At 61.1% G+C, this 24,670-nt stretch carries 22 protein-coding genes, 2 tRNA genes and 1 pseudogene; 5 read left to right on the forward strand and 20 right to left on the reverse strand.

Annotated elements, in window-relative coordinates:
- Positions 1 to 101: 101 nt before the first annotated feature.
- The 8 genes from ACR3YK_RS04175 to ACR3YK_RS04210 form a co-directional block, all read right to left on the reverse strand.
- Positions 102 to 839: an SDR family NAD(P)-dependent oxidoreductase gene (locus ACR3YK_RS04175; RefSeq protein ID WP_486175965.1), complete on the reverse strand. Its 738-nt coding sequence runs from the start codon at positions 837 to 839 to the stop codon at positions 102 to 104.
- A 49-nt stretch (positions 840 to 888) separates the two neighbouring features.
- Positions 889 to 1,677 (reverse strand): FadR/GntR family transcriptional regulator, encoded by a 789-nt coding sequence (locus ACR3YK_RS04180; RefSeq protein WP_486175966.1) that lies wholly within the window; start codon positions 1,675 to 1,677, stop codon positions 889 to 891.
- Between the two features lie 51 nt (positions 1,678 to 1,728).
- Positions 1,729 to 3,843 carry an alpha-galactosidase gene (locus tag ACR3YK_RS04185; protein WP_486175967.1) on the reverse strand — a complete coding sequence of 705 codons (2,115 nt, stop codon included), beginning with the start codon at positions 3,841 to 3,843 and terminating at the stop codon, positions 1,729 to 1,731.
- Positions 3,844 to 3,931: 88 nt separating this feature from the next.
- A complete protein-coding gene (locus tag ACR3YK_RS04190; protein WP_486175968.1) occupies positions 3,932 to 5,272 on the reverse strand; it encodes an ABC transporter substrate-binding protein in 1,341 nt (446 codons plus the stop codon).
- Positions 5,273 to 5,368: 96 nt separating this feature from the next.
- Positions 5,369 to 6,313: a carbohydrate ABC transporter permease gene (locus tag ACR3YK_RS04195; protein WP_486175969.1), complete on the reverse strand. Its 945-nt coding sequence runs from the start codon at positions 6,311 to 6,313 to the stop codon at positions 5,369 to 5,371.
- A 3-nt stretch (positions 6,314 to 6,316) separates the two neighbouring features.
- Positions 6,317 to 7,204 carry a carbohydrate ABC transporter permease gene (locus ACR3YK_RS04200; protein ID WP_486175970.1) on the reverse strand — a complete coding sequence of 296 codons (888 nt, stop codon included), beginning with the start codon at positions 7,202 to 7,204 and terminating at the stop codon, positions 6,317 to 6,319.
- A gap of 146 nt (positions 7,205 to 7,350) precedes the next feature.
- Positions 7,351 to 8,532 carry an ROK family protein gene (locus tag ACR3YK_RS04205; RefSeq protein ID WP_486175971.1) on the reverse strand — a complete coding sequence of 394 codons (1,182 nt, stop codon included), beginning with the start codon at positions 8,530 to 8,532 and terminating at the stop codon, positions 7,351 to 7,353.
- A gap of 104 nt (positions 8,533 to 8,636) precedes the next feature.
- Positions 8,637 to 9,140 (reverse strand): substrate-binding domain-containing protein, encoded by a 504-nt coding sequence (locus ACR3YK_RS04210; RefSeq protein ID WP_486176366.1) that lies wholly within the window; start codon positions 9,138 to 9,140, stop codon positions 8,637 to 8,639.
- Between ACR3YK_RS04210 and ACR3YK_RS04215 the strand changes: the two are divergent.
- Both ACR3YK_RS04215 and ACR3YK_RS04220 read left to right on the forward strand, forming a co-directional pair.
- A pseudogene (locus tag ACR3YK_RS04215) lies at positions 9,049 to 9,471 on the forward strand (glycosyl hydrolase family 95 catalytic domain-containing protein); the annotation flags it as partial. The gene ACR3YK_RS04210 and the pseudogene ACR3YK_RS04215 sit on opposite strands and share 92 nt — an antisense overlap.
- 60 nt (positions 9,472 to 9,531) lie before the next feature.
- Positions 9,532 to 9,786, forward strand: coding sequence for a glycoside hydrolase family 95-like protein (locus ACR3YK_RS04220; RefSeq protein WP_486176367.1), 255 nt, complete (start codon positions 9,532 to 9,534; stop codon positions 9,784 to 9,786).
- Positions 9,787 to 9,801: 15 nt separating this feature from the next.
- Here ACR3YK_RS04220 and ACR3YK_RS04225 read toward each other — a convergent pair whose 3' ends face one another.
- The 8 genes from ACR3YK_RS04225 to ACR3YK_RS04260 form a co-directional block, all read right to left on the reverse strand.
- Positions 9,802 to 11,160: a DUF1501 domain-containing protein gene (locus tag ACR3YK_RS04225; RefSeq protein WP_486175972.1), complete on the reverse strand. Its 1,359-nt coding sequence runs from the start codon at positions 11,158 to 11,160 to the stop codon at positions 9,802 to 9,804.
- A 64-nt stretch (positions 11,161 to 11,224) separates the two neighbouring features.
- Entirely contained in the window at positions 11,225 to 13,132 is a 1,908-nt protein-coding gene (locus ACR3YK_RS04230; protein ID WP_486175973.1) for a DUF1800 domain-containing protein, read from the reverse strand.
- 188 nt (positions 13,133 to 13,320) lie between these two features.
- On the reverse strand, positions 13,321 to 13,851 hold the full coding sequence (locus ACR3YK_RS04235; RefSeq protein ID WP_486175974.1) for a redoxin domain-containing protein: 531 nt from the start codon (positions 13,849 to 13,851) through the stop codon (positions 13,321 to 13,323).
- Positions 13,852 to 13,895: 44 nt separating this feature from the next.
- Complete coding sequence (locus tag ACR3YK_RS04240) at positions 13,896 to 14,435, reverse strand: YaeQ family protein (RefSeq protein ID WP_486175975.1); 540 nt, start codon at positions 14,433 to 14,435, stop codon at positions 13,896 to 13,898.
- A gap of 219 nt (positions 14,436 to 14,654) precedes the next feature.
- Positions 14,655 to 14,743, reverse strand: a tRNA-Ser gene (locus ACR3YK_RS04245).
- 65 nt (positions 14,744 to 14,808) lie between these two features.
- Positions 14,809 to 16,095 (reverse strand): LCP family protein, encoded by a 1,287-nt coding sequence (locus tag ACR3YK_RS04250; protein ID WP_486175976.1) that lies wholly within the window; start codon positions 16,093 to 16,095, stop codon positions 14,809 to 14,811.
- 45 nt (positions 16,096 to 16,140) lie between these two features.
- Positions 16,141 to 16,225: transfer RNA gene (locus tag ACR3YK_RS04255), tRNA-Ser, on the reverse strand.
- A gap of 87 nt (positions 16,226 to 16,312) precedes the next feature.
- A complete protein-coding gene (locus ACR3YK_RS04260) occupies positions 16,313 to 17,899 on the reverse strand; it encodes a PucR family transcriptional regulator (protein WP_486175977.1) in 1,587 nt (528 codons plus the stop codon).
- A 131-nt stretch (positions 17,900 to 18,030) separates the two neighbouring features.
- Between ACR3YK_RS04260 and ACR3YK_RS04265 the strand changes: the two genes are divergently transcribed.
- Positions 18,031 to 19,368 (forward strand): aminotransferase class III-fold pyridoxal phosphate-dependent enzyme, encoded by a 1,338-nt coding sequence (locus tag ACR3YK_RS04265; protein WP_486175978.1) that lies wholly within the window; start codon positions 18,031 to 18,033, stop codon positions 19,366 to 19,368.
- 11 nt (positions 19,369 to 19,379) lie between these two features.
- Here the strand turns inward: ACR3YK_RS04265 and ACR3YK_RS04270 are convergent, their stop codons facing one another.
- Both ACR3YK_RS04270 and serS read right to left on the reverse strand, forming a co-directional pair.
- The gene (locus tag ACR3YK_RS04270) at positions 19,380 to 20,216 is read right to left on the reverse strand and encodes an HAD family hydrolase (protein WP_486175979.1); all 837 of its coding nucleotides are present in this window, start codon (positions 20,214 to 20,216) and stop codon (positions 19,380 to 19,382) included.
- Positions 20,213 to 21,478 (reverse strand): serine--tRNA ligase, encoded by a 1,266-nt coding sequence (serS, locus tag ACR3YK_RS04275; RefSeq protein ID WP_486175980.1) that lies wholly within the window; start codon positions 21,476 to 21,478, stop codon positions 20,213 to 20,215. The genes ACR3YK_RS04270 and serS overlap by 4 nt, the downstream gene beginning before the upstream one ends.
- A 67-nt stretch (positions 21,479 to 21,545) precedes the next feature.
- Between serS and ACR3YK_RS04280 the strand changes: the two genes are divergently transcribed.
- Complete coding sequence (locus tag ACR3YK_RS04280) at positions 21,546 to 22,505, forward strand: diacylglycerol/lipid kinase family protein (RefSeq protein ID WP_486175981.1); 960 nt, start codon at positions 21,546 to 21,548, stop codon at positions 22,503 to 22,505.
- Between the two features lie 9 nt (positions 22,506 to 22,514).
- On the opposite strand, the gene pheA is transcribed toward ACR3YK_RS04280, so the two are convergent.
- Together pheA and ACR3YK_RS04290 are read right to left on the reverse strand one after the other, a co-directional pair.
- Entirely contained in the window at positions 22,515 to 23,471 is a 957-nt protein-coding gene (gene pheA, locus ACR3YK_RS04285; RefSeq protein ID WP_486175982.1) for a prephenate dehydratase, read from the reverse strand.
- A gap of 24 nt (positions 23,472 to 23,495) precedes the next feature.
- Positions 23,496 to 24,308 (reverse strand): M15 family metallopeptidase, encoded by an 813-nt coding sequence (locus tag ACR3YK_RS04290; RefSeq protein WP_486175983.1) that lies wholly within the window; start codon positions 24,306 to 24,308, stop codon positions 23,496 to 23,498.
- Between the two features lie 76 nt (positions 24,309 to 24,384).
- Between ACR3YK_RS04290 and ACR3YK_RS04295 the strand changes: the two genes are divergently transcribed.
- Positions 24,385 to 24,669: a GNAT family N-acetyltransferase gene (locus ACR3YK_RS04295; RefSeq protein WP_486175984.1), complete on the forward strand. Its 285-nt coding sequence runs from the start codon at positions 24,385 to 24,387 to the stop codon at positions 24,667 to 24,669.
- The last annotated feature ends 1 nt before the right edge of the window (position 24,670 follow it).

Genomic DNA, 24,670 nt, shown 5'->3' on the forward strand with positions numbered 1-24,670 from the left:
CTGGCCTCGGCGCCCAAGTGCGCAGCTCAAGCGCGCAGCTTAAGCGCACAGCTCAAGCGCACCGAAACCACGACCGCGACCGCGACCGCGACCGCTCGACGTTAGGGCGTGAGGGTGGTGGTCATGCCGCCGTCGACGAGAAGTGAAGCACCCGTGATGTACGAGGCCCCTTCCCCTGCCAAAAACTGGATCACTGAGGCTACCTCTTCTGGCTGCCCTAATCGCTGAAGTGTGGCTTGGCGACTTGCCAGCTCGTAAGCCTCGGGAGGCTGAGTGCGCCACTGGCGCGTCTCGATGGATCCCGGCAGCACGACATTCACGCGTACATGCGGGGCGTAGTCCAACGACAACTGTCGCGTGAGCGAAATCAGCCCACCTTTCGCGGCCCCGTAAGCAGGCTGGAGCGCCCACGAGAGCACCCCGTGAACGCTTGAGACGTTGACCATGCTTCCTCGCGCAGCCGTTAGCGTGTCGTGAAAAGTTTTCATCGCTCGGTAGGGAGACGACAGCGTGACGGAGAGTTGTTTGTTCCAGTCTGATTCTGACTGATCGTGAGCGGCGCCTTCGACCTGAAAGAACGCGTTGTTGACGATAACCGCTGGTGGGCGATTGGCTGCTCGCAATGTGCGCGAAAGCGAATCCCATGCTTCCGGGTCGGCAACGTCGAGGAAGTTCCCCGTTGCCGCTCCGCCCTCGGCTTGAATGTGCTCCGCCACAGCTTGTGCGGCCGCTTCATCGATATCGGTCACCACGACGTCATCGCCCGCTGCGGCGAAGCTCTTTGCCGCGGCCGCCCCGATGCCGTGGGCGGCTCCAGTTATCAGTACGGTGCGCGTCATGTTACTTTCCTACCTCGCCTACCGATGTGGCCATAATCATATAAACATACTAATGAGAACTTCGACCAACTTCATCACCTTCAAGCGGCCAAGGACCCTGAGCGCGACGTTTCACGATCGCCGCCCCAGCGCTATCCATGCTCACGATGCGCTCTGAATCCACACTCGACTGAGCCATCAGTAACCCCATAGCCGCAAAAGCCGCCTCGGCATCCTGAGCAACAATTGCCGTTACGACGGCCCGGTGATCATCCAGAAACTGGGTAGTCGTCTCGTTCACGAATGCAAGCTCATTGCGCGCATGCAATGCGGGCTCCAGCACCACTTCGAAACGCGCCAATAGCTCGTTACCGGATGCCGCCAGAATCGCTCGATGAAAAGCTAAGTCCGCTTCGACGTGGGAGGCCGCTTCAGTGCTTTCGAACGTGGCCGCGAGTTCCGTCATCGCCGTCTCGATCACCGCACGCTGCTGTTCGCTGCGTCTCACAGCAGCCAATCGCGCCGCCGCCGGTTCGAGAATCTGCCGCACTTCGCTCAGCTCCAGCACGAGAAGCGGATCAGGAACGCCCTCCGAGCGCCACGTCATGACATCACTATCGAGTAGTTGCCACCGCTCACGCGGAGTTACATAGGTACCCAATCGCGGCCGCGCATCCACAAGGCCCTTAGTCGTGAGCACCTTGAGAGCTTCACGGATGACGGTGCGGCTGACCTGAAACTCAGCCAGCAGTGCATCCGGATCAATAATGTCCCCCGAAGAAAGTTCGCCCCGCATGATGCGGCGCCCGAGCACATCAACAACGTGCCCGTGCAAACCTCGGCGAGAGAAAGTAGTCATCCCCGCGATAATACTGCGGAGAGCCTGATCGCGCTGAGCACAGCTATCGCTTCAGAGGCGCTTCGCCTCAATGACGATGGCGCTTTCCGGGAAGAGGATTGGCGCACGCAGTCCCTTCTCTGCCAACGCCCGTCCGCTCACCTCAATACCCGCGCACCACTGCGGGATTGAGCGAGCGGACTGCGGCGCCGCACCAGCGGGCTCCACGAGCGACACGCTGTAGCGCGCGTCCGGGTCAAGACCTGACAACCGGATGCGGGCAGGGATGCTCGGTCCAATGTCACGCAATTGCACGTAACTGTAGATCCCGGCATCCTGAGACGGTGACACGACCCCCATCACATGTACGGGAGAGTCGTCATCACCCTGTCTAACCACACGACCGCTGTGCAGCAGCGCGCGGTTGTCTTTGTAGTACTGAGCCCACGTCGCCAGCTGGGCTCGCTCCTCGGCCGTGCATTCGGTGATATCCCACTCGATACCGGCATGACCGAAGAGCGCGATTGCCGCCCGAAACTGAAGAGTGTGCACTCGCCCCGTGGTGTGTGACCTGGTTGGCCCAATGTGGGTGCCGAGCATCTCGGGTGGAATCGCGAACAATGTGTTGCGCTGAATTCGCTCGCGCTCGAGAGCGTCGTTGCAGTCCGATGCCCAGAACCGATCCGCATGCTGCGCCATTCCCAAGTCGATGCGAGCGCCACCCGAGGCGCAGGATTCGATCTCGACGCCGGGATGCCGTTGCTTGATCTCGTCGAACAAGCGATAGATGGCGAGGGTCTGCTCGTGCACCGCAGCGCGCCCCAGATGGGATGGCTCCACGAGAGGACGATTGTGATCCCACTTAATGTAGGAAATCGGGTATGCACTCAGTACGGCATCCACCTGCCCGAGCACGTGAGCATAAGCACCGGGATGCGTAAGGTCGAGCACCTGCTGGTTTCTCACTTCGGCAGGGATGCGGCCGTCAGCCCCAAAAATCCACTCCGGATGCGCACGATAGAGATCAGAATCGACGTTGATCATTTCGCCCTCGAACCAGAGACCGAATTGCATCCCGGCTGCCCGCACGCGGTCGATCAGGGGGGTCAGACCGTCAGGCCACACGGCGTCATCAACCACCCAATCGCCGAGTCCCGCTCGATCGTCGCGGCGACCAGAGAACCAACCGTCATCAAGAACAAATCGTTCAACGCCGACCTCAGCCGCGGCATCCACCAGGGCGCTGAGCTTATCGAAGCTATGGTCGAAGTACACCGCCTCCCACACATTGAGGGTGAGTGGTCGTGGCGAATCGGCACCGAGGTGAGCGGGGCGCGCCCGCAGCCACTCGTGAACACGGTGCGAGATTCCATCGAAACCGTCGTTCGCAAAGGCTGCCGCCACAGTGGGGGCGCGATAGCTGTCACCTGCATCGAGTGTCATTTCACCCGCAAGCAGTAGTTCCGCAGCCCCGATCTCGGTCTGCCCGGTTGCCGCACGTTCGATCATGTGACGGGTGTTTCCGCTCCACAACAGCCCGACACCCCAGACGGAACCTTTGTCGAATGAAGCGCCGTCGGTCATCGCAAAGTGCATGATGGTGGAGTCATGACTCGTGCGACCCTCGAGAACGTCGCGGCTCCACAGACCGGGTTGGATGTCGCGGCGGAAGAGTTGGCGTTCGTTGACCCACCGACCGCTAAAGTCAACAGATTCTGCGGCGGTGTCTGGCAACGGCAGCCAGGTGGCGAACTCCTCAACTTGAAGCCCATCGGCCCCAATATTGGTGATCGTCGAGTCCACCAGGATCACCCCCGAGGCGGTCGTGGTGAAAGTTCGAGTTACTCGAATTTGCGCGGCGGAATCTTCCGATTCGAAACGCAAAGTGGTCTCCGTTGCGCTCACAGAAGTGAGGTCGAAACGCTGCGTCCAATCGGCGCCTGCCCGATGCGCCCGTACCGCAGGGCGACCGTAGAAACCTCGGGCATTCTCTCGCCAAAGCCCCGAGGCAGCGCTGACGTCCCCGTTCGGAGCCACGGTGGTTTCGGCAGTCAGCACTTCAAGGTCACGCACCATGGTGCGCCCCCAATCGGCACCCCAATGGATGATGTGGGGAGTTCCGCTTGAGGTATCGACGACAAGACTGACGCCAGCTGCGCTGAGGTGGTGGAGATTCTGCGCGGTCATAGTTTTCACTTTCGGTGGGCCGTCAGCCCAAGAAGAGGCGGCCGCCCGCGTACGGGGTTACGGGCGGCCGCCTTGGTTGCCAGTGCTCTTAGTTGAAGAGCGCGTTCACTTGATCGTTGATGGCGGTGAGCGAGGAGACAGGCTCCTTGCCCGACATCACCGATTCCATCGCCGGGGTCATCAGGGCGTTCACGTCGGACTTGTGATCGGTGATCGGGAAGAGGAACGTCGTTCCTTCGTCAACCTGCACGGTGAACGCATCCACGTCGACGCCCTGAGCTGCGAAGGCTTCAACAGCAGCATCCGTTGCTTCAGGGATTGCGGGGAAGACGACTGCAGCTTCGGCAACTACCGATTGGCACTCAATCGAGCCGAGGTACTTGACCCACTCCCACGCCTCTTCTGGATGCTTGGTTCCGGCCCAAATATTGTCGGCCAGTCCGTTGAACATCGACGCACGCTCGCCCGTCGGGCCAGTCGGTGTTGGAGCAACTGCCGGAGTGAAGGAGTCAGTTGTTGCCCCGAACACGTATCCGGTCATCCATGAGCCGTTACTGGCCAACGCTACTGATCCGGCGGTCAGTTGGTCAGACCAGGAGATTCCAGTCTGAGCCTCGAGCGAAGGCATGTAGCCCTTTTCGATGAGCGAACGCCACCATGAAATGGTGTCCTGGAACTCAGGAGCGTCGAAGTGGTAGGTGGAGCCCCACGGTCCGTCGGTGGCTTCCCAACCGTTGGCTGCCGCAAGGTAGCTCCACTGGGTCTGGCCATCGCCGCCACCGGTTCCTTCGAACCAGATGCCGTAGGTCTTCACGTTGTTCTTGTCGAAGCCGGCCTCGTCGCCGCGAACGCCGTTCTTGTCCACAGTGAGGTGCGCGATGACTTCCTCATAGGTACCGCCGTCTTCAGGGTTCCAGTCAAGGTTGGCGAGCTGGTCTGCAGTGATGCCGGCGGCATCCGTCAATTGCTGGTTGTAGAACAGTGCGATCGTGTCGAAGTCCTTTGGCAGACCGAACTGCACACCTTCAGGGCTCTTCCACAGGTCAACGAGGCCCTCTTGGTAAATCGATGTGTCGACGCCATCGGCAGCGATGAAGTCGTCGAGCGGCAGAATCTGATCGTTCAGAACGAACTCGGGATAATAGGCGAGGTGGCTTGTAAAGACGTCAGCGCTATTGCCGGAAACGAGGCCCGTGTTGATCTTCTGCCAGTAGTCCTCCCAGCCTGCCTGGTCGATAGTTACCGTGATGTCGGGATTGGCAGCATGGAAGTCATCCGCGCACTGCTGGTAGGCGGGCAGTTGGTTTGCATCCCACAAGCTGTAGGTGATTTCTACCGGCCCATCGGCGTCTGTGGAGCCAGCGGAACAACCGGTCAAGACAAGGGGCATCACTGCAAGTGCAGCGATTCCCGCCAGTGCTTTTGTCATTGCTTTCTCTTTCTCTTGGGTTCAACCGCTCAGCGTCAATGCTGTCCGGCTGGATGATCGCTCAGTGCGGAGCGAAATTGTGGTGGTGACGGGCAGCTATTTGACGCCCGACGATTGGATTGATCCCACGATCTGTTTTCCAAAAATGAGGATCAGCACGAAGATGGGGATCGCAGCGATGAGAGCGCCAGCCATGAGGCCCGCCCAGTCTGGATTACCCGCAGGGGTTTGGGATCGAAAGATTCCCAGCCCTACCGTGATCAGTTTCGACTCCTCGGTAGTGCCGACCAGGAGCGGCCAGAGATAGTCGTTCCAATAGAAAATGAACTGCAAGAGCGCCAGCGTGACGATCTGCGGCCAGACCAAAGGAACCGCAATCCGGCTGAAGATGCGCCACTGGCTCGCGCCGTCAATCACGGCAGCTTCGATAATGCTCAGATTTACTCCGAAGAAGAATTGACGCAGGAAAAAAATTGCGAAGGGCGTCATGAACATCGCTGGCAGAGCGATACCCAAGATCGTGTTGAGCAACCCCAGCTCCTTGATGAGGATGAAGTTGGGCAGAATCGTAAAGATGATCGGCACCATGAGCGCGATGAGGAACAGGTTGAAGACCGCGTCGCGGCCCTTCCACTTCAAGAGGGCGAACGCATAGGCGGCCATCGCGCTGAACGTGATCTGAAACACCGTGATGAGTGACGCCGTGATGATTGAGTTGAGCATGTAGAGCCCAAAGTTGATTGATGCGCCTGAACCGCCTTCGGCGATCGACTCCTCCGCCGTTGCCAAACCGAGCACTCGTTCAATCGGACCGAGCGTGAAGTTCACCGGCAGCAACGAAAGTGGCTCTCCGAACATTGCGCGGTTGTCGCTGAAAGCCGTGCGGACCATCCAATAGATGGGGAACAGCGTGATGATCACGACGAGCGCAAGGGCAAGCCGTCCGAAGAATTTGGAGACCGGGGATTTGGCCATCGCGGGATCGTCGGCACTGCTCGGTCGAACCTTCTTGGCACGTTTCGTGGGGGTGATGGTGGACATGATCTACCTCTCCATGTCTGACTCGTTGGCGCGCAGCAGGCGATTCTGAATGAGCGCGATACTGGCAAGAAGGACCATGAGGATCACGGCGAGTGCCGACGCGTAACCAAAATCGAACCGCTCAAACGCGCGTTCGAAAATGTAGAAATTGATCGCCCGAGTCGCATCAACAGGTCCGCCGTCGGTGGTTACCGCGATCGTGTCAAAGATTTGGAACGAGCCGACGATCGTTACGACGAGCACGAAGGCCAGAACGGGCCTCAGTAGAGGAAGAGTCACACTCCTGAAGACTCGGAATTCACCAGCACCATCCACTTCAGCAGCCTCGTAGACGTCGCGGGGAATTGCTTGCAGACCGGCGAACAGAAGCAAAGCGGTGTAGCCAACGTGTCGCCATACATTGACGAGTGCGATCGTCGGCATCGCCCACGCTTCGCTGCCGAAGAACCCGATCTTGTTGAGGCCGATGCCGTCGATGACCGCGTTGATGAGCCCCAAACTGTAGTCGGCGAGCCAGAACCACACGAGCGCGACGATGACGTTGGCAATCAAGTAGGGAAGCACCACGACGCCACGGATAACCATCGAGCGCGTGAAGCGGTGCATCAGGACCGCAAGCGCCAAGGCGACGACAGTTTGAACTCCAACGTTGATAAACACGTACTGAAAGGTGACGGCCATTGAACGCCAGAACACTGCGTCGTTGAAGATATCGATGTAGTTCTGAAAGCCGACGAAGGTGGGCTCACGAAGGAGGTTGTAGTCCGTGAAACTGAGGTAGAGACCTCGAATGGTGGGCCACACAAAGAAGGCCAGGAAACCAATGCTGGCCGGAATGAGAAATACCATCGCCGGAACGATCTGGTTATCCCTACTGACCTTTGCCGCCATGAGCAGAACCTCGCCTAACTTCGTTGTTATTTGAATTGTTCCATCATGGAAGTAATCAAGTCAAGAGGGAAGTGAAAGTTTTTCGGCGCGACAAATCATGCCCCGTTCACCACGCCGGGCACGCTACCCACCTCGCAAACGAGACGCTAGACGCTCGCGATAGACCGGTCGAATGACGTCTGAATCGAAATTGCCGCAGCGCCCTTGGCCCAGATTCCGAACCCTGTTTCGTCAACGACGAGCGACAGCGGGCGGGCCTCAGGGTCACGCTCTGCCTCGATTACCTGCCACACTTCATCGCGCGCAACGTCCAGAATGCCGGTACCTTCCCCGGCCAAGAGAATCTCGTTCACCATCGCTAGATTTGCCGCCAAAGCAATGAATCTGCCGAGTGCTCTGGCTGCCTTCTTGACGATCGCCAGCAGTTGAGGCTCACCCGCGCTCGCCCCGGCGAGCACGTCTTCGTAGCTCAGTTCGCGGCCCGTGGCCAGTCGCGCTTGCTCTTCGATGCTTTCCACGGTGAGCATCGCGGTCGCACACCCAGCGTGGCCGCGGAAACATCGTGGGCCATCGGCTTCGAGCGGCAAATGCCCGCCGAGCTCAATTCCTGTTTCCGGCGTACGCACGACGGCGTCGTCCCACACCAAGCCATAGCCAATGCCCGCGCCAATCGTAATGACGGCGAAGTCTCGCATGGAACGCCCAAGACCAAACCAGTGCTCGCCCTCGATGAGAGCGATGAGGTCGTTCTCAACGGTGACGGGAACCCCAAGTCGCGTCTCAAGCAGCCCCCCGAGGTCGACCGAGTTCCAGTCCAAGAAGCGTACATTGTCGACGATTCGGTTGTCGATAACTCGACCACCCACCGTAACGCCCACCCCTGCAATGTCGTGATCACCGTCGACGTTGAGATCGTCGACCAGCGCCGCGATCGTATCCACCACTGCAGTCACGTCATGGCTAGGGAGCGCGCGATCAGCACGCCCGAACGCCCGCGCTCGTTGATCTGAAATGACCCCAAAGGCCGTCTCTCCCGTGAGCTTAACCCCCATAAATCGTCGCGGATTCGGGGGAATATCGAGCGGCTTCGCCGGTCGGCCCACTGCTCCGCTCAGTGTCTCTCCTGCTTCAACAATCACCCCGCTGTCGAGCAAGGGTTTCGAGAGGCGAGTAAGCGTGGGAGGCGTGAGCTCTAAACGGCGCAACAGCTCCCCACGCTGGATGGGGCCGTGAATGAGCACTGCCCGCGCGAGGGAAGTAAGCGGGGAAAGGGCCTCGACCCGGCGCAACTCAGAGGAGGTTGACGCAGGAGAATTGGAATCGGCCACAGACATATCACCGAGGCTACCGCAGCGCAGCCGGCGACTACGGAAACTGGGGAGCTCGTAGCCCGACGCCCTCATGGCACCCACGGTGCGCCCGGTGCGTGCGCTCAGGATTCCCTCACGATGAGCTCAAAGTCGGAGACCAGATCACGGCTCTCTCGCGCCGTGTTCGCATGATTAATCTGGTCATGAAGGAGTTCGACTGCGAGTTCTGCGATTTGGCGTGTACCGGGTGAAATGCTCGTCAAGCTGGGTGAGGCAAACATTGCATCCTCGGTATTATCGAAACCCACGACCGAAACGTCCGCAGGAACCCGCACCTGAGCCTCACCCAGCGCCCGAAGAGCGCCAAGCGCGAGCGCGTCGTTGAAACAAAAGAGTGCGTCGAACTCTACGCCGGACTCAAGCAGCCGCTGTGTCGCCTGGAGCCCTTCGATGCGAACCCACTCAGCTGCGATCACCACCAGGTCGTCGTCCAGCTCGATTCCCGCTGCAGCTGTCGACCTCGCCGTTCTCTCTGACCTGTTTTCTACTGTGGTTGCGCTCGCAGAACGCTTATCGCTGGCGGACGATCCGGTGGCGAAGGCTGCTGCATCAGCGTTACTTCGGATACCCGAACCTCCCGTGGGAAAAAACGGAGGAATTCAAGAATGGTCGCATGATTTTGAGCTTCCAGACCCCCATCACCGGCACCTCTCCCATCTCTACTTCTTGCACCCTGGAGCGGCCCCGCTAAACGAGCAACTTCGCGTCGCAGCGTCGCGTTCGCTCGATCTTCGCGGAGACGAGTCAACCGGCTGGTCACTGTCGTGGAAGTTGCTGATGCGGGCGCGGTTACGACAGCCCGAGAAGATCTCTGACCTCCTCGCTCTCACCTTCCGCGATATGGAGGAGGACCGAGGGCCGTGGGTGGGTGGGTTGTACCTCAATCTCTTCTCGGCGCATCCGCCTTTTGATATTGATGGAAACCTTGGGTTCGTCGCGGGGATTGCCGAGTGTTTGTTGCAGAGTCATCGTGAGGAGCTTGAGTTACTGCCAGCCCTTCCGCGTGAGATTGCGTCGGGAAGCGTGCGCGGCCTGATGGCTCGCGGCGCGATAGAGGTGAGCAGGGTTTGGGAGGAGGGCGAACTCCTCACAGCCACTCTTCTGTCTCAGGAGGATCGCAGGTGCACAGTGCGATATGGCGATCACCGCATCGTGCTTATGCTCAGTGCCGGCATCACGCACGAGCTGACCCCGGCGCATTTCAATCACTGAGAGAGTCTGCGCCTACTAGGCCATCACGCCGATCGGAGCGACCTTCCACTCGGGGAAGATAACGCTGGCATCGCCAGCGCTGAGATCGAGACGGTTCATAACGACCTCACCCAAGAGGTCGCGGAAATCGTTCGTACCGGGAACATCTCCGTGATCGAGGACGTCGGCACTGAGTCCCTCCCACTTTCCGTGAACTCCGCCCTTGACGCCGCCACCAAGCACCATCGCGAGACCACCGTGACCGTGGTCAGCACCCGAGCTATCGTTCTGGCCAACACGGCGTCCGAACTCGCTCATAAGCACCACGGTAGTCGTCTCCGCCTTGGGACCAAGGTCGGCGAAAAACGCGGCAAGGCCGTCACCCACAGCTTTGAGCATGTCGTGCATGTCGCCCTTGTCGGGGGTTCCGATGTCGGTGTGCATGTCCCACCCGCCAAGATCAAGCGTGCCCACACGCAATCCAACGTTGGCCTTAATGAGACTCGACAGCGTGGCAAGATCACTCGAGAAATTGTCGTCACCGAAGCCTCGCGCCGTGGCATCCCCCGCAGACGAAGCAATGGCCTGCGCCTCGCTTGAGGCGCTGAGAGCCAAGGTCGCCTGTTGAGCGATCGGATGATCCAGTCCGGTATAGAGGTTCGCCAGCGCCGTGCGCGTAGGACCAAGCAACGAATCATCCACGTCAATCGCTAGTCGCTCCAAATCGGGCACCACAAGGGCATTGGAGTCTCCGACGAGCGAACGTGCGAGGCGGTCGCTCGCTCCCACCCCGCGCCACGTCGTACCCGGACCGCTTTGTTCGAGTGCACGATTCAGCCACCCTGTTTGCGAAGCGTTCCCTGCTGACCCACCGCGTTCGAGGCAGTCTTGCGCCTGAAAGTGGCTTCGCGAAAGGTCAGGAGTGCCAATCGCGGGTACGGCTGCGATCTTTCCCTTCGCCAGCATGGGCTTGAGAGCTGCTAGTGCTGGATGCAGGCCGAAACCGCGCTCGAACGGGATAAGGCCTGAGTTTTCCCGAACAGCGATGCCCGGCCGCGCCTTCAGCAGATCCGCGTCGGTCGCCGGAACTAACACCGAAAGTCCATCCATGCCGCCGCGAAGAAACACCACAACGAGAGCTCCCGTGTCGGGAGATCCTGGCGCGGCGTACGACGCCTTCGTGGTGACGATCTGAGAACCAATGGCGGCGACGCCCGCCATCAGCCCTCCCTGCAGCATCCTGCGACGGGTGAAACCCTTTGACCACAATTGACGACGTGCTTGCTCTTCGGCAACCACAATCTCACTGTGGGCTCGAACGGCGGAGTCGAGGTCGGTGGGGCCGAGTTGGCGCCAGTCGGGGCAGTCGGGGTGAAGGAAACGGGTCTCGGTCATTGGGGATTCTTTCTCGAGTCGGGTTCGAGCAGCAAAGGAGGAGGGGGGAACAGAGAAATGGCGCCTAGCGCAACTGAAAGTAGGGCGAGTCGAGAACCAGAGCGGCGAGCGCTGGCGTTTGCCACGCATTGCCCGGTTCCGCTGGAGCGGAACCTTCCACATCGAGATACGCGAGCAGTACTCCGCGGTGTTGATCGCTCAGCGGGCGCCCAATGAGATGCTGAGCAATCGAGTCGATCCATTGAGAATTGGACTGGCCTGAGGCGGGTGCGAGCGCCTCGTTCAATTTGGTCGGAGGGGTAAGCCCCTTGAACCACCCACCTGTCAAGCCGCGATGGAGATTCCAACGCGCGACAGTTTGACTGGCCGAGAGCCACGCTCCCGTCACATCGGGGAAACCGTTTGGTGGCGTCCAGGTCAGTGGCGCATGACCAAGGTTCTGCAGCACCCAGTAGAGGCTCTTGATGCCGTCGGCAAGTTTGTCACCGGGACGAGCGTCGATGGCTCGGGCCGAGCCCACCGCGTCTTCAAGCGGGCGCCGCGACTTCTCCCCCACAGAGGCCCAGAACTCTGTGCTCGCAAAGAGTGCTTTGAGTACCGGAACGATCGCGGTGTCATTGTCGAGATAGACCTGAGCGAGACGATCAAGCAGCGCTTGCGGTGGACTATCCGACACGAAACGAACGGCAAGCTTGCGCACGACTGTCGCTGCGGTGGCCGGGTGATGCGCGAGCACGCTCACGAAGCGATCACCCATTTCAAGGCCGCCATCTGCGCTCGCGTTCTCGTCGGAAAAGAACGAGGTTGTGACCGGCCCGACGTAGTGACGCTCAGGGCGGTAGCGGAATTCTCTCGTGTCGTAGTCGATCGCCCGACCCGAAAGAATCATCGCACTGTTTCGTACGTCAGCCTCCGTGTACCCGGAAGTAACGCCGAGCGTGTGCAGTTCGAGCAGTTCGCGGCCAAGATTCTCGTTAACGTTGGTCTTGTTGGACTGTTCGTTGTTCAGGTACGTCAGCATGGCCGGGTGACGCATTGCCGCGTGCAGCATGTCGGAGTAGCGGCCGAACGCATGAGCTCGAATGACGGTGTTGGCGTAATCAGGCCCCGTCGCCCAGACGGTGTCTGAAGGCGTAGTGACATTGAGCAGATTCGAGAACACATCGACGACAACTTCGAAGAGCTGGCGCTTGCTGTACACCTGAGCCGCAAGGGTACCTTGCCCCGTTTGCCGAGCCGCTTCCCATCCGAACTCTTTGACAGATGATCGCACTCCGGCGATCGACTTTCGCGCAAGAGGGAAGGCGGCCCACGCAGCGTTACCGTCAGGGTCTGGGATGGATGCCGGAGCGAGCTGGGCACCGAGCCAGGCATCGATTCCCCTAGCCTCCAGGTCCGCAAAATCACTCGCCCTGGGACCAAAGGTTGCACGCGCGAGCAGGTGAGTGCGCGTCTGATCGTTGTTAGCAACCCCCGTTGAGATCACCTCAGGCTTAGTCGACCCCTTGGGCGGCGCTGACTGTGCGCCCGGCTTTGCCGCTGCGGGGGCGTCAGCCCGCGGAGCTGATCCCGACCCCGCACCGGGGTTGGCGTAACTCTGGTCGCGGTCGGCGGGAGGATTCGCGGTTGCCGGAGAACGGGGATCTGCCGTAGCCGGCGGGTTTGAGGTTCCCGGAGCTCGGTTCGCCGACGGGGGTGCCGTCGCAGTGCCGGTCGGTGTGGGTCGGGGAGTTGTGGGTTGCGGGGTCGTGGGCACCGGCGTGTTCGGTACCGACGAACCACCTGGCTTGATCGGAGCGCCCAGGCCATCTGAGGATGCCGTCTCGATGGCGGGACCGAAGGCGGCACTGCTCGCGGCAGCTGCGCCGACCGCGGCGAGAGCAGCAATTCCGCTGGTGATTACCATGCGGCGGGCGAGTAGGGTCTCGCCCTCACCGCCACTGTGTGCGTCGGGGTTTGCGGGAGGATTCACGCCAAAGTCCTTCGTCGGGCTCACGTACGTCCGCCGTCGACTAGGGCTCGACAGCCTTCTACGCACTACTGAATAACGATTCGAGCTCGATCCTATGGCGGGGTCAATACGTCTGTCTACCCCCATCGGGGGGACACGGGGGTGATTCAGATTTTCGCGACAGTGGTACTGGCGAATTCGCGCGGCAGCTAGGGCGCGACTGTCCCGCGCGCGGGATAGCCTGCCTCGGTCACGTATTCGAGACCGTGGATGATCGCCTTCACCGGCATCCGCCCAAAGGGCATGCTCGACACAGTACTCCAGAACACGGTGCCGTCAGAGTCCAGAATGACCATGCCCGGTTCACTGAAGAACTCGGGTTCGCCCTTCTTGAAACCACGTGAAATGAAGAGGCCCCACTCGCGGGCTTGTTCCTGGCTGAGGCCGTAGGCGACCGAAAGTCGCGACAACTCCCAGTCGTCAATCGAGATCGTGGCGCGCTTCAGGGTGTCCATGCTGATGGCAACGACGCGCCCCACCCCGGCCTCGCGAAGAGCATCCATCTCTTCATCAAGCTCACGCAGCTGTTTTTGGCATACCGGGCAGTGCAGTCCGCGATAGAAAACCATGAGTGTGAAGCGACCGTCCGCCCCCGTGCCGAGCTCGAGATCCTCGAGCGTTCCGCCGCGAGCAAGCGGCAACGAAAGAGCGGGGGGCTGGGTTCTCGGCAGGATAGTCATCGTGTAGTTCAACGCGACCAGGGGCCGCATTCATTCCGCGACGGCTAATCGACCGTGTGAGTGTGCAGTTCTGAAGTGAGCGTCGTGCCGTTGAGTTCGAGGTACAACTGACCCTCGGTCACCGATAGCGTCATGGTGTTGCGGCGCTCGACGGCAGCGATAGCAGCGCCGATGAAGTCCGCGTCGAAACTCCGAAAAACGATATCGCCGGAGTTGTGGATGCGTTTTCCCACCCAGGCAGCCGAAACCTTCGCCGGTTCGCGGTGTGTGTAGACCGCCACCCGGCCCGCGAGCTTGCTGCCGAAGTGCAGGCGAGCCGCATCCGGAGCGCCCACTTCGATCCACGCCGTGATGGTTCCCGTCATGTCGCGCACGAAAACGGTCGGCTCGTCGGTTGACGAAATGCCTTCGCTGAACGCAATGCCTTCCTCGAACTCAAGGCAATAGGCAAGCACACGAGTCATCATGTACGGCAGGGTTTCAGAGGGGTGAAGCGCAACGCGCAGGGTGAAGTCGTTGTAGACCCCACGATCCACGTCAGCCAGTTGAACTGCAAAAGTGTGAATCGTTGCGCCTGCTGCCATAGCGACTGAGCCTAGCCGCTGGAGGCAGCCGGCAGCGACCGACCGCTAGAACCCTTAACCGCCCACCGCTCCCCACCGCGCGGCAACGCGCACAAGCGCACAGCCGCACGACGCGCCCACGGCAACACGACGCGCCCACGGCAACACGACGGCCCTCGGGAGGGAAACACACACTCGACTTAAACAGAAAACCCCTGACAAATCAGGGGTTTTCTTCTGCGGAGACGAGGGGATTTGAACCCCTGGTACCCGTTAGGGTACTCCACCTTAGCAGGGTGGTGCACTAGGCCGGACTATGCGACGTCTCCAGACGTACTCAGCAATCATAACCGCTCACGAGCGGAACCACGAACCAGGCTAAGAATCGACCGGTTTAGTAACTGTTGGTGATTGAACAGCTGTAGGTTGCGGCGCTCTGACCACGAACATCGATGACGTCGATGTCTTCATCAGGTGTCGCCGTCGCTGTGCCTGTTTCGGTGGGCGTTGGCTCTGCCTCCGGAGCGTCGGGATTCACCGTCGCTCCCGTGCCATCCGTGTCGTCCGCAGTCTTAAAGGGCTGATCAGACCTGACAAGCTCCATCATCTGTTCGCCAAGATACTCATTGGGCTGAACCTTGTTGGCGTAAATGCCGGTTCCGCCGGTGTTGCCCGGGTACTGAACAAACTGAACCCGATCCAAGGGAATGTCTTTGAGGGCAAGAGCGATGGACACCATGGTCGGGACGTCTGCCAAGCTGTTGGACAGTTGCATATTCGCAATGGCCGCATCCGCAAGGTTGTACAACTTCTTGTAGTCACTGAGAGTTTCGGAACTCTTGAGCGTGCGAACTAGCGACGAAAGGTACACCTGTTGCGAGCTGATTCGCGTGAGGTCGCTACCGTCGCCCACACCGTGGCGGGAGCGCAAGAAACCGAGAGCCTCTTCGCCCTTGAGCGTGTAGGTGCCTGCCTCGGGAAGATTAATGTCAGCGTCTGGGTCGATGAGCGGGCCGTCGATACATACCGGAACGCCCCCAATCGCGTTCGTCATCTCGATGACGCCGTTGAAGGTGATGAGGCCCGCAAACTGAATATCGAGACCAGTGAACTCGGAGAGCGTCAGAGCCACACACGCAAGACCGCCATATGAAAGGGCCGTATTGAGAGGTTCAGTGGAGTAGTACTTCGTGTAGCTGCCATCGACACTCGGGCATTCAGGGATGCCCATCACCATGTCTCGGGGAAAGCTGATGGCGACCGCCGACTGGCGGTCGGCCGCAACATGCAGAATCATGTTGACGTCGTTGAGTTCCCCCGACTCCGATTGCGCAGAGCCACCGATACCGCCCTGGCCGGCGCGAGTGTCGCTACCCGCGATGAGAATGTTGAAACCGCCCTCGAAGCTACCGATCTGCGGTGGCGGGCCTTCGGTCTCCCCGATAAGCGCCACCGTGTCGCGCTGACCATAGATACTGTCAAAAGCGACGGCGCCGACAGCGGCGCCACTAACCAAGAGCACTGCGAGCGAAGCCGCAACGAGTTTGGCGATTGATCCCCACGGCCCCGGCTTCTTCAGCCGGCCGTGTCGTGCCACACCGTGAATCTCAGGCTTCTTCTTGGAGTCAGTGCGTTCGACAGAGCGCGAACGCAGCTCTGAGCGCGGACGAAGTTCACTCATCGCACTCCCCCTTCTTTCCCTGGAATCAAGACGCAGCACGCAGAGCGGAGGGCGTGGGATTCGAACCCACGAGACATTTCTGCCCACCAGTTTTCAAGACTGGCTCCATCGGCCGCTCGGACAGCCCTCCTTGCGTGATGCAAGTTCAGAGTGTATCTGATGCCCGCAGGGCGTACCTGAAAGGCAGGCGAAAAGGCTCGAAATGGGGGTAGACCAGCTAAACGCTGAGCCTCAGAGCCGCCCACAGCTCGAGACGGCCCTCGAAAGTGTCGAGATCGAGATTCAGGATGCTGCCCGCTTGCCCCACGCGCGACCGCACCGTGTGACGGTGGATGCCAAGACTCGCGGCGGTCGCGCCCCACGAGCAATCGTGCGCGAACCAAGAGCGCAGCGTCTCCACGAGGGATGCCGAATGCTCGGCATCGAAATCGGCGAGCGGCGTGAGGACTCGATGTGCCACTCGCTCAGCACCCGCCGCGTGCAGCACCCCGAGCATCCCGGAATCAGCGATCTCGGCGAACTCGGTAACGCCGGGCCGCTCGCCTCGCGCCTGCAGAGCGCTGGTTGCTTGGCCCACCGCGGTGGCCAATTCGGTGTAGTCCGAAGCGAGAGCACTGCCCGCCACGAGTTGATGGTCGTCGACAAGTTGTTCGAGCTCGTGGAGTGCCGAAGGAGAGGTGCCCGAGTCGCTTGCGGTCTCGACCAGTACGACGATCACGTCACCACGCACGGCGAAGAATGCGCGCCCCTCGGCGTCGAGGGCCAGCACATCGAGGGCGTCAAGAACGAAGTGGCTTTGCGTGTGACGGGCGAGCGCGAAGACGCTCACGGGCTCGGTGGGCAGATCGCCCCACACTTCCGTCGCGATCGAGCGGGCAGCAACAACTTTGCCCTCGAGCAGCAGTTCTAACAGCGACGATCTCAAGTGACTCCGGGTGGCGTCGAGCGCCCGGTTTTGTTCGAGCGCTAGTGTCGCCATGGCGATAACGCTCGTGACGAGTTCGTTTTCGGCGCGGTCAAGCGGGACACCGCGCCCCAGAGCGAGAGCGCCGCGCAGAGCACCGCTCTGGCCGAGCGTCTGAATCGTCACTTGGCCCGCTTCGAGAGTGAGAGCCGTGGATGACCGGCTCCCCTTTCGCAGTGCCCGCGACACCTCATCCCGCACCGGTGCGGCAAAACGATCGCCCGAGCGTCGAAGCCCCGGAACCGGAACGGGATGCCCGGTCACGTCGAACAGGCCGACCCAACACGAGAGTTGACGCTCGAGCTCGATGAGAGTTGACCGCAGCCCGGTGGGCTTGAGGGCCGCATAGGAGATTGCTTTGTGCGCCGCGATCGACCACTCCATACGGCGACTGCGTTCCGCCGCAATCTGGTCGGCAACCTCACGAATAACGGCGATGAACGGAACCCGGTCGGGCACATCGATCAGCGGCAGGCCAGCCCGTGCGCACTCCACCGCCAGGCCCGTGGGCATTCCCTGATGGAGGAAGTGCGTGGCGAAGCCCAGGCCCACGATGCCGGCGTCGACAAGGCGGCGCACATAAGAGTTGTAGTCGTAGGTCTCTGTGGCGGCGGCAAAACCGAACTGCGCGCCATCCGTGAGTAATACGTTGCCGGCGCTCAAGAAAGGAGTGGGGTCATCGAGGTCTGAGCTGTGAACCCACGAGATCGGGGCCGCCAGACGGTCAGCGAGCGCGGTGCCCGCGGTGACGTCGACGGCGTCGGCGAGATCCGCCGAGGCGGCAACGAGACTCAACCGCAGGGTGCGCTTGGTGAGGAGCCATTCAATCGTTGGAAGCATCCGGATATCCCCTCATTGCCCTGCCCTCACATTATGTCGAACAATCGGCAGAACGCTATACAAATTGGCACCCACGCGCGATTCGCCGCGGACGATAGTGGAGACATTCGTTCCGTCTTGAAAGGTGCCTCATGAACTCCGCGCCCGCATCACCCCAGCCCAGCAACGCCGACACCGTCGCGCTCGACCGCGCCCACGTGTTCCATTCCTGGTCTGCGCAGGGCGCGCTGAAGCCCCTCGTACTCGAAGGCGGCCTCGGCAGCACCGTGTGGGACAACGAAGGTAACGAATACCTCGACTTCTCCAGTCAGCTCGTCAACATCAACATCGGCCATCAGCACCCCGCCGTCATTGCGGGCATCAAGGCCCAGGCCGACATCATGGCCACCGTTGCTCCCGCGCACGCCATCAACATCCGCGGTGAAGCAGCCCGCAAAATTACCGACCACGCGCCCGAAGGCATGAACAAGGTCTTCTTCACCAACGGTGGAGCGGATGCCAACGAAAACGCCATGCGAATGGCTCGCCTGCACACCGGCCGCGACAAGATCATCTCGCGCTACCGCTCGTACCACGGCAACACCGGATCGGCCGTCGTCGCGACCGGCGACTGGCGCCGTGTCCCCAACGAATACGCTCGCGCTCACGTGCACGTATTCGGGCCCTACGAGTACCGCTCCGAATTCTGGTCGGACTCCCCCGAACAAGAAGCCGAGCGCGCCCTGCACCACCTTGAGCGCACCATCCAGGCAGAAGGCGCCGAGTCCATCGCCGCCATCCTGCTTGAGAGCATCCCCGGCACCGCCGGCGTGCTGACCCCGCCGCCCGGCTACCTGGCTGGTGTGCGCGCCATCGCCGACAAGTACGGCATCCTGCTGATCCTCGACGAGGTCATGGTGGGCTTCGGCCGCACCGGCCACTGGTTCGCGTTCGAAGCCTTCGACGTGAAGCCCGACCTCATCACCTTCGCCAAGGGCGTCAACTCGGGCTACATTCCCGTGGGCGGCGTCATCATCTCTGACGAGATCGCGGCCTCCTTCGACGAACGCGTCTTCCCTGGCGGCCTCACCTACTCTGGCCACCCGCTCGCTGCGGCCTCCATCGTTGCCTCCATCACGGCAATGGAAGAGGAAGGCATCGTAGAGAACGCCGCCATGATCGGGCGTGACCACATCGCGCCCGGCCTCGCGGCCCTCGCCCACAAGCACGAGTGCATCGGTGAGGTCCGCGGAAGCGGCGTCTTCTGGGCACTCGAACTCGTCGCCAATCGTGAAACCCGCGAACCCCTCAACGCTGCCGACATGGGCAAGGTCAAGGGTGCCCTCGTGAAGCGCGGACTACTGCCGTTCATCGCCGACAACCGCATTCACGTTGTACCGCCGGCCGTCGTTACCGCCGAAGAAGTCGCTCGCGCGATGGCGATCTACGACGAAGCCCTCAGCGAGTTTCGTGAGGAAGCGGGGCGCTGAGCTCCGCATCCCTAAGACGCGGAGCGCGATTCCAAGAAAGCGGTGAGCGCGAGCGCTGCACCGTCGTTGACGTCGCTTTCGGTGACCTGATTGGCCACCGCGAGCACGTCATCCGGAGCCTGCCCCATGGCGACGCCACGGCCGTGCGACGCTGCCCACTCGAGCATGTCGATGTCGTTGCGGCCATCACCCATGGCGAACACGCGCGAGCGCGGGATGCCGAGGCGCGAACGCACGTTCTCAAGCGCCGTGGACTTATTGACGCCATCGGGCGCGATGTCGAGCCACGCCGTCCAACCGACGTTGTAGCTGACCTTGTGGAGCCCCATCTTCTCGACGACCGAGAGGAAGTCGTCAACTTGGTGCTGAGGTGAGATGACGACAACACGAGTGGCCTGCACCTTGATGAGTTCGTCAAACGACACGTCTTCGCTGACTGCGCCAAGGGCGCCCTCCGGAAACTTGCCATCGACGAAGAACTTGCCGGTGGCATCTTCGACTGCATAGTTGGCCGACCCCAAGTGCTGCTTGATGCTCGTAAGGACCTCTTGAGGGTTGAACATCTCGACGAACTCACGGCTGTAACCGCCCTCACCGAGCGGATCACGCTTGAGCGTGATCGCGCCGTTCGAGCACACCACGTACTCAGGCTTGAGCCCCAACTTGCGCAGAATCGGCAGGGTCATCGCGACCGAGCGCCCGGTCGCCAACATGACCTCGTGACCGGCATCGCGCACCTTGGCGACAGCCTCAATCACGACGTCGTTCATCTCGCCCGACTCGAGCAGCACAGTGCCGTCGATGTCGAGCGCGATCATCCAGCGGTCATCCTGTGCTGCGATTGTCACGCGAGTGGCTCCAAAACTTCGAGGCCGCCGAGGTAGGGGCGAAGTGCTTCGGGCACAACGACCGACCCGTCGGGCTGTTGGTGGGTTTCGAGGATGGCAACCAACCAGCGGGTGGTAGCCAAAGTTCCGTTGAGGGTAGCGACGGGGGCCGTCTTGCCGGACTCGGTGCGGTACCGGATGTCGAGGCGACGCGCCTGATACGTCGTGCAGTTAGAGGTAGAGGTGAGCTCGCGGTACGTGCCCTGGGTCGGAACCCATGCCTCAATGTCGTACTTGCGGGCCGCGCTAGAACCGAGGTCGCCACCGGCAACATCGATCACGCGGTAGCTGAGCTCGCAGGCCTGCAGCATCGACTCTTGGAACGACAGCAGTCGCTCGTGCTCTACTTGAGCGTTCTCGGGCAGCACGTAGCTAAACATCTCAAGCTTGTTGAACTGGTGCACGCGCAAGATGCCGCGGTTGTCCTTACCCGCAGAACCGGCTTCGCGGCGGTAGCAGGTTGACCAACCGGCGTAACGCAACGGCCCCTTCGAGAGATCGAGGATCTCATCGGAGTGGTACCCGGCGAGCGCAACTTCACTCGTACCGGTGAGGTAGAGGTCGTCGGCAGGCAAGTGGTAGATCTCGTCAGCGTGCTCGCCCAAGAACCCGGTGCCGGCCATCATCTCGGGGCGCACGAGGGTGGGGGTGATGAGCGGGATGAAGTCGCCAGCGATCGCGCGATCCAGCGCCATGTTCATGAGCCCCAGTTCGAGTCGAGCGCCGACGCCCTTGAGGAAGTAGAAGCGGCTGCCCGCCACTTTCACTCCGCGTGGGATGTCGATAGCACCAAGAATCTCGCCAAGGTCGGCGTGGTCACGGGGCTCAAAGTCGAACGATGCGGGCGTGCCCACTTCGCGAACGAGCTCCCAGTCATCCTCACCACCGACAGGCACGCCGTCAACGGCGATGTTGCCAAGCGACCCGACGATGCGCGTGAACTCCGCTTCAGCTTCGGTCGATGCCTGTTGAGCCAGCTTCACTTGAGCCGACAACTCTTGGGCTTGAGCAACCAAGGCCTTCTTCTCGGCGGCGGGCGCCTGAGCAACCTTCTTGCCGAAACTGTTTTGCTCGGCACGCAGCGCCTCGAACTCGCCAATGCGGGCACGGCGGTTCTGGTCAGCGGCGATAGCGTCGTCAACTAGCTGCACGGATGCCCCGCGAGCGCGTTGCGATTGCCGCACGACGTCAGGGTTTTCTCGGAGAATTTGGGGGTCAATCACCAGTACAGCCTATCGATTCATGGCGTAGCGTTTATGTGTGCCCTCCCCTCGAAATACGAAACCTAAAATGGCGGTCGTTTACAACCCCATCAAGGTCGACCTTGCGAAGCTGAAGAAGCTCGTGAACGCGGCTGCGAAAGCCGCCGACTGGGCGACGCCGCTCTGGTTTGCCACTACCGAAGTGGATGCGGGCCAAGGCGTGGCGGGCAGCGCGATCCGTCGGGGGGCTTCTGTCGTTATTGCGGCCGGCGGCGATGGCACGGTGCGCGCCGTGGCAGAGGCCCTTCGTGGCAGCGGAGTGCCGATGGCGGTTGTTCCCGCCGGCACAGGCAACCTCCTCGCTCGCAACTTGGACCTGCCCGCAGGCAATATGCACGACAGCGTGGACATTGCCTTTAATGGCTATGACCGCCCCATCGACCTCGGCATGGTCAGTATTGTTCGCGACAATGACGACCATGAAGAGCACGCTTTTCTCGTGATGGCTGGCCTCGGGCTCGACGCCAAGATGATCAAGAACACGAGCACTAAGCTCAAGAAGGCGGTCGGGTGGCTCGCTTACGTCGACGGCATCGCCCGCTCGATCCCTGAACTGCGCCCGGTGAAGCTGCGTTACAGCGTGGATGGCGCCCCCAATCGTTCGCTCAGCGCCCACACCGTGATCATCGGCAACTGCGGTTCGCTGCCGGGTGGCCTACTGCTCATGCCGGACGCTCTACCGGATGACGGCATCCTCGACATGGCGGCGCTCGTGCCCCGGGGGCGATTCGGCTGGCTCAACATCTGGAACAAGATCGCGTGGGAGAACGGCGTGCTTCGCAAGAGCGCAATGGGTCGCCGCATCATCGACCTCTCGAAAGATGTGCGCGATGTGCGCTACGCGAAAGGCAGCGACCTCAACATGATCGTCGACAACCCTGAAGAGTTTCAGCTCGACGGCGATGAGTTCGGGCTCGCCAAGTCAGTGCACACGTGGGTTGACCCGCTCGCGCTCATTGTGCGCGTTCCACGATCGAGTTCTCGATAGAACGCAGTATTAGCTTTCGGCGGGCTCGCCGGTGGTGATTCCCCGGAGCCAATCGCGGGCCTCCACGAAGACGTCGTTGCCGTAGCGCGGTGTCACCCTGGTGGCGAGCTTGTCTGCCCGCGGATAGCTGCCCAGGAAGATGACCTGAGGGCTGAATCGTTTGATTCCCAGCAGCGCATCCGCAACGCGCTCATCGAGGATGTGGCCCTCTAAGTCGATGACGAAACGGTAGCGACCCAGCTCATCCCCGATCGGGCGCGATTCGATCAAACTCATGTTGACTCCGCGAGTGGCGAACTGTTCGAGCATCTCAAGCAAGCGACCGGGAGCGTTGTCGGGCAGCTCAACGATCACGCTCGTCTTGTCGGCGCCCGTCGGTTCGGGCAACTCGGTGCTCGCCGAGACGAGCACGAATCGAGTCACGGACGTCTGGTTGTTCGCGATGCTCTCAGCGAGCACTTCGAGTGGGTAATGTTCGGTGATGCCGGGCGGAGCCACAGCGGCATCCGCAATGCTGTTCTCAAGCAATGATGCTGCGGCCGCGACATTGGAGCTTGCGGGCAGGTAGGCGTGTTGCGGCAGTTGAGCGTCGAGCCAGCGCCGGGTTTGCCCGTAGGCAACCGGATGAGCGTTGACCGTTGTGATGTCGTCGAGCGCCGTGCCGGGCCGGGCCACGAGCACGAAGTTCACGGGGACCAAATATTCGCCCATGATGCGCAGGTTGGGGGTGGTGGTCAGGGCGTCTTGAGTGACGCTCACGCCCCCGTCGATCGAGTTTTCGATGGCGATCATCGCGGCGACACTGCGGCCGCTTGTGACGTCGTCAAGTGCTTCGCCGACGTTGTTGACGCTGCGCCACTGTGCTCCGGCAGCTTCGGGAACCTGCTTGAGCGCAGCCTCCGTAAAGGTTCCGGCGGGCCCTAGGTAGCTGTAGCTCACAGTGTCAGGGTTGGGCGTCGAAGTCATGTGATGAGTTTAGGGCGTGGGAACCTAGCCGTAGGTCGGTGCAGCGGGCAGACCAAAGAACTCTTCGAGCGTTTGGATGCCCGTCTTGTGCAGTTCTGCGGCAAGTTCCTTGCCCACATAACGCAAGTGCCACGGTTCGTACTCGTAACCGGTGATGTCGGTTTTTCCCTCGGGGTACCGCACGGTGAAACCGTACTTCCAGCCGTTCTCATCGAGCCATCGGCCCTGCGGGGTATCTCCGAAGCACTGGGTGAGCGTGCAGTTAGCGGGCAACGCACTGATATCAATTGAGAGCCCCGTTTGGTGCTCGCTGTGGCCGGGTCGCGCGCTCGTGAGGTCGGCCGCCTCTTGACCGAGTTGCGACACCCAGCCGGCGTACACGCTCTCTTGAGACCAGTAGCTTCGATACGAACTCTGCGATTGCATTTGCAGCCCGGTCTCGGTTTGATACGCAGCGAACATGTCGACGACGGCGGCGGCAGCCTCCGGCCTTAAGTATGGTTCGTACACATACGGCACATCAACGAACACGAGTTCCGGTTCGTAGGTTTGCGGGTTGAGCGGGCGAAGCTTATTGGCGACGACCCACAGGCTGCTCGCGTCATCCGTCGAGTACTGCGTCTTGTCGAATGTGGGTGTCGGCGTAGGCGTCGGAGTGGGCGTCGGTGTCGGCGTGGGGCTCGGGGGACGCGTTGCGGTGGCCACAGGTTCGGGAGTGGGCGCGAGCGCCACGAACGAGGTCACCGCGGCAGCAACAATCAGCACGAGTCCCGTGATGGCGATGATGAGAAGGCGGCGATTTGATCCACCGGATGCGGGGGCAACTGGTTCAGACACCCGTCGATACTATTCCCCTGCCGTGGCGCGCCGCAGTCCATGTCCCCAACGCAGTACCCGAGAGTAGGCTTGCACTATGGCCAGCGAAGTTATTCACGATCCCTCAATGCACCGTTATGAGCTGCTTGTCGACGGGGTTCAAGCAGGGCTCGCCGACTACCAACTTCGCGACGATCAGATCGTGTTCGTCCACACAGAGATCGATCCCAAATACCGCGGTCAGGGGCGCGGTACCGAACTCGCTCGCGGCGCCCTCAATCTGGTGCGGGCTGAAAGCGAAACCCGCGTCGTGGCTAAGTGCGAATTCATCGACAAGTTCATCACCGACCACCCCGAATACCGCGACCTCCTCAGCCGCTAGC

It is taken from the genome of Salinibacterium sp. 10G20-15 (genome assembly GCF_057365065.1).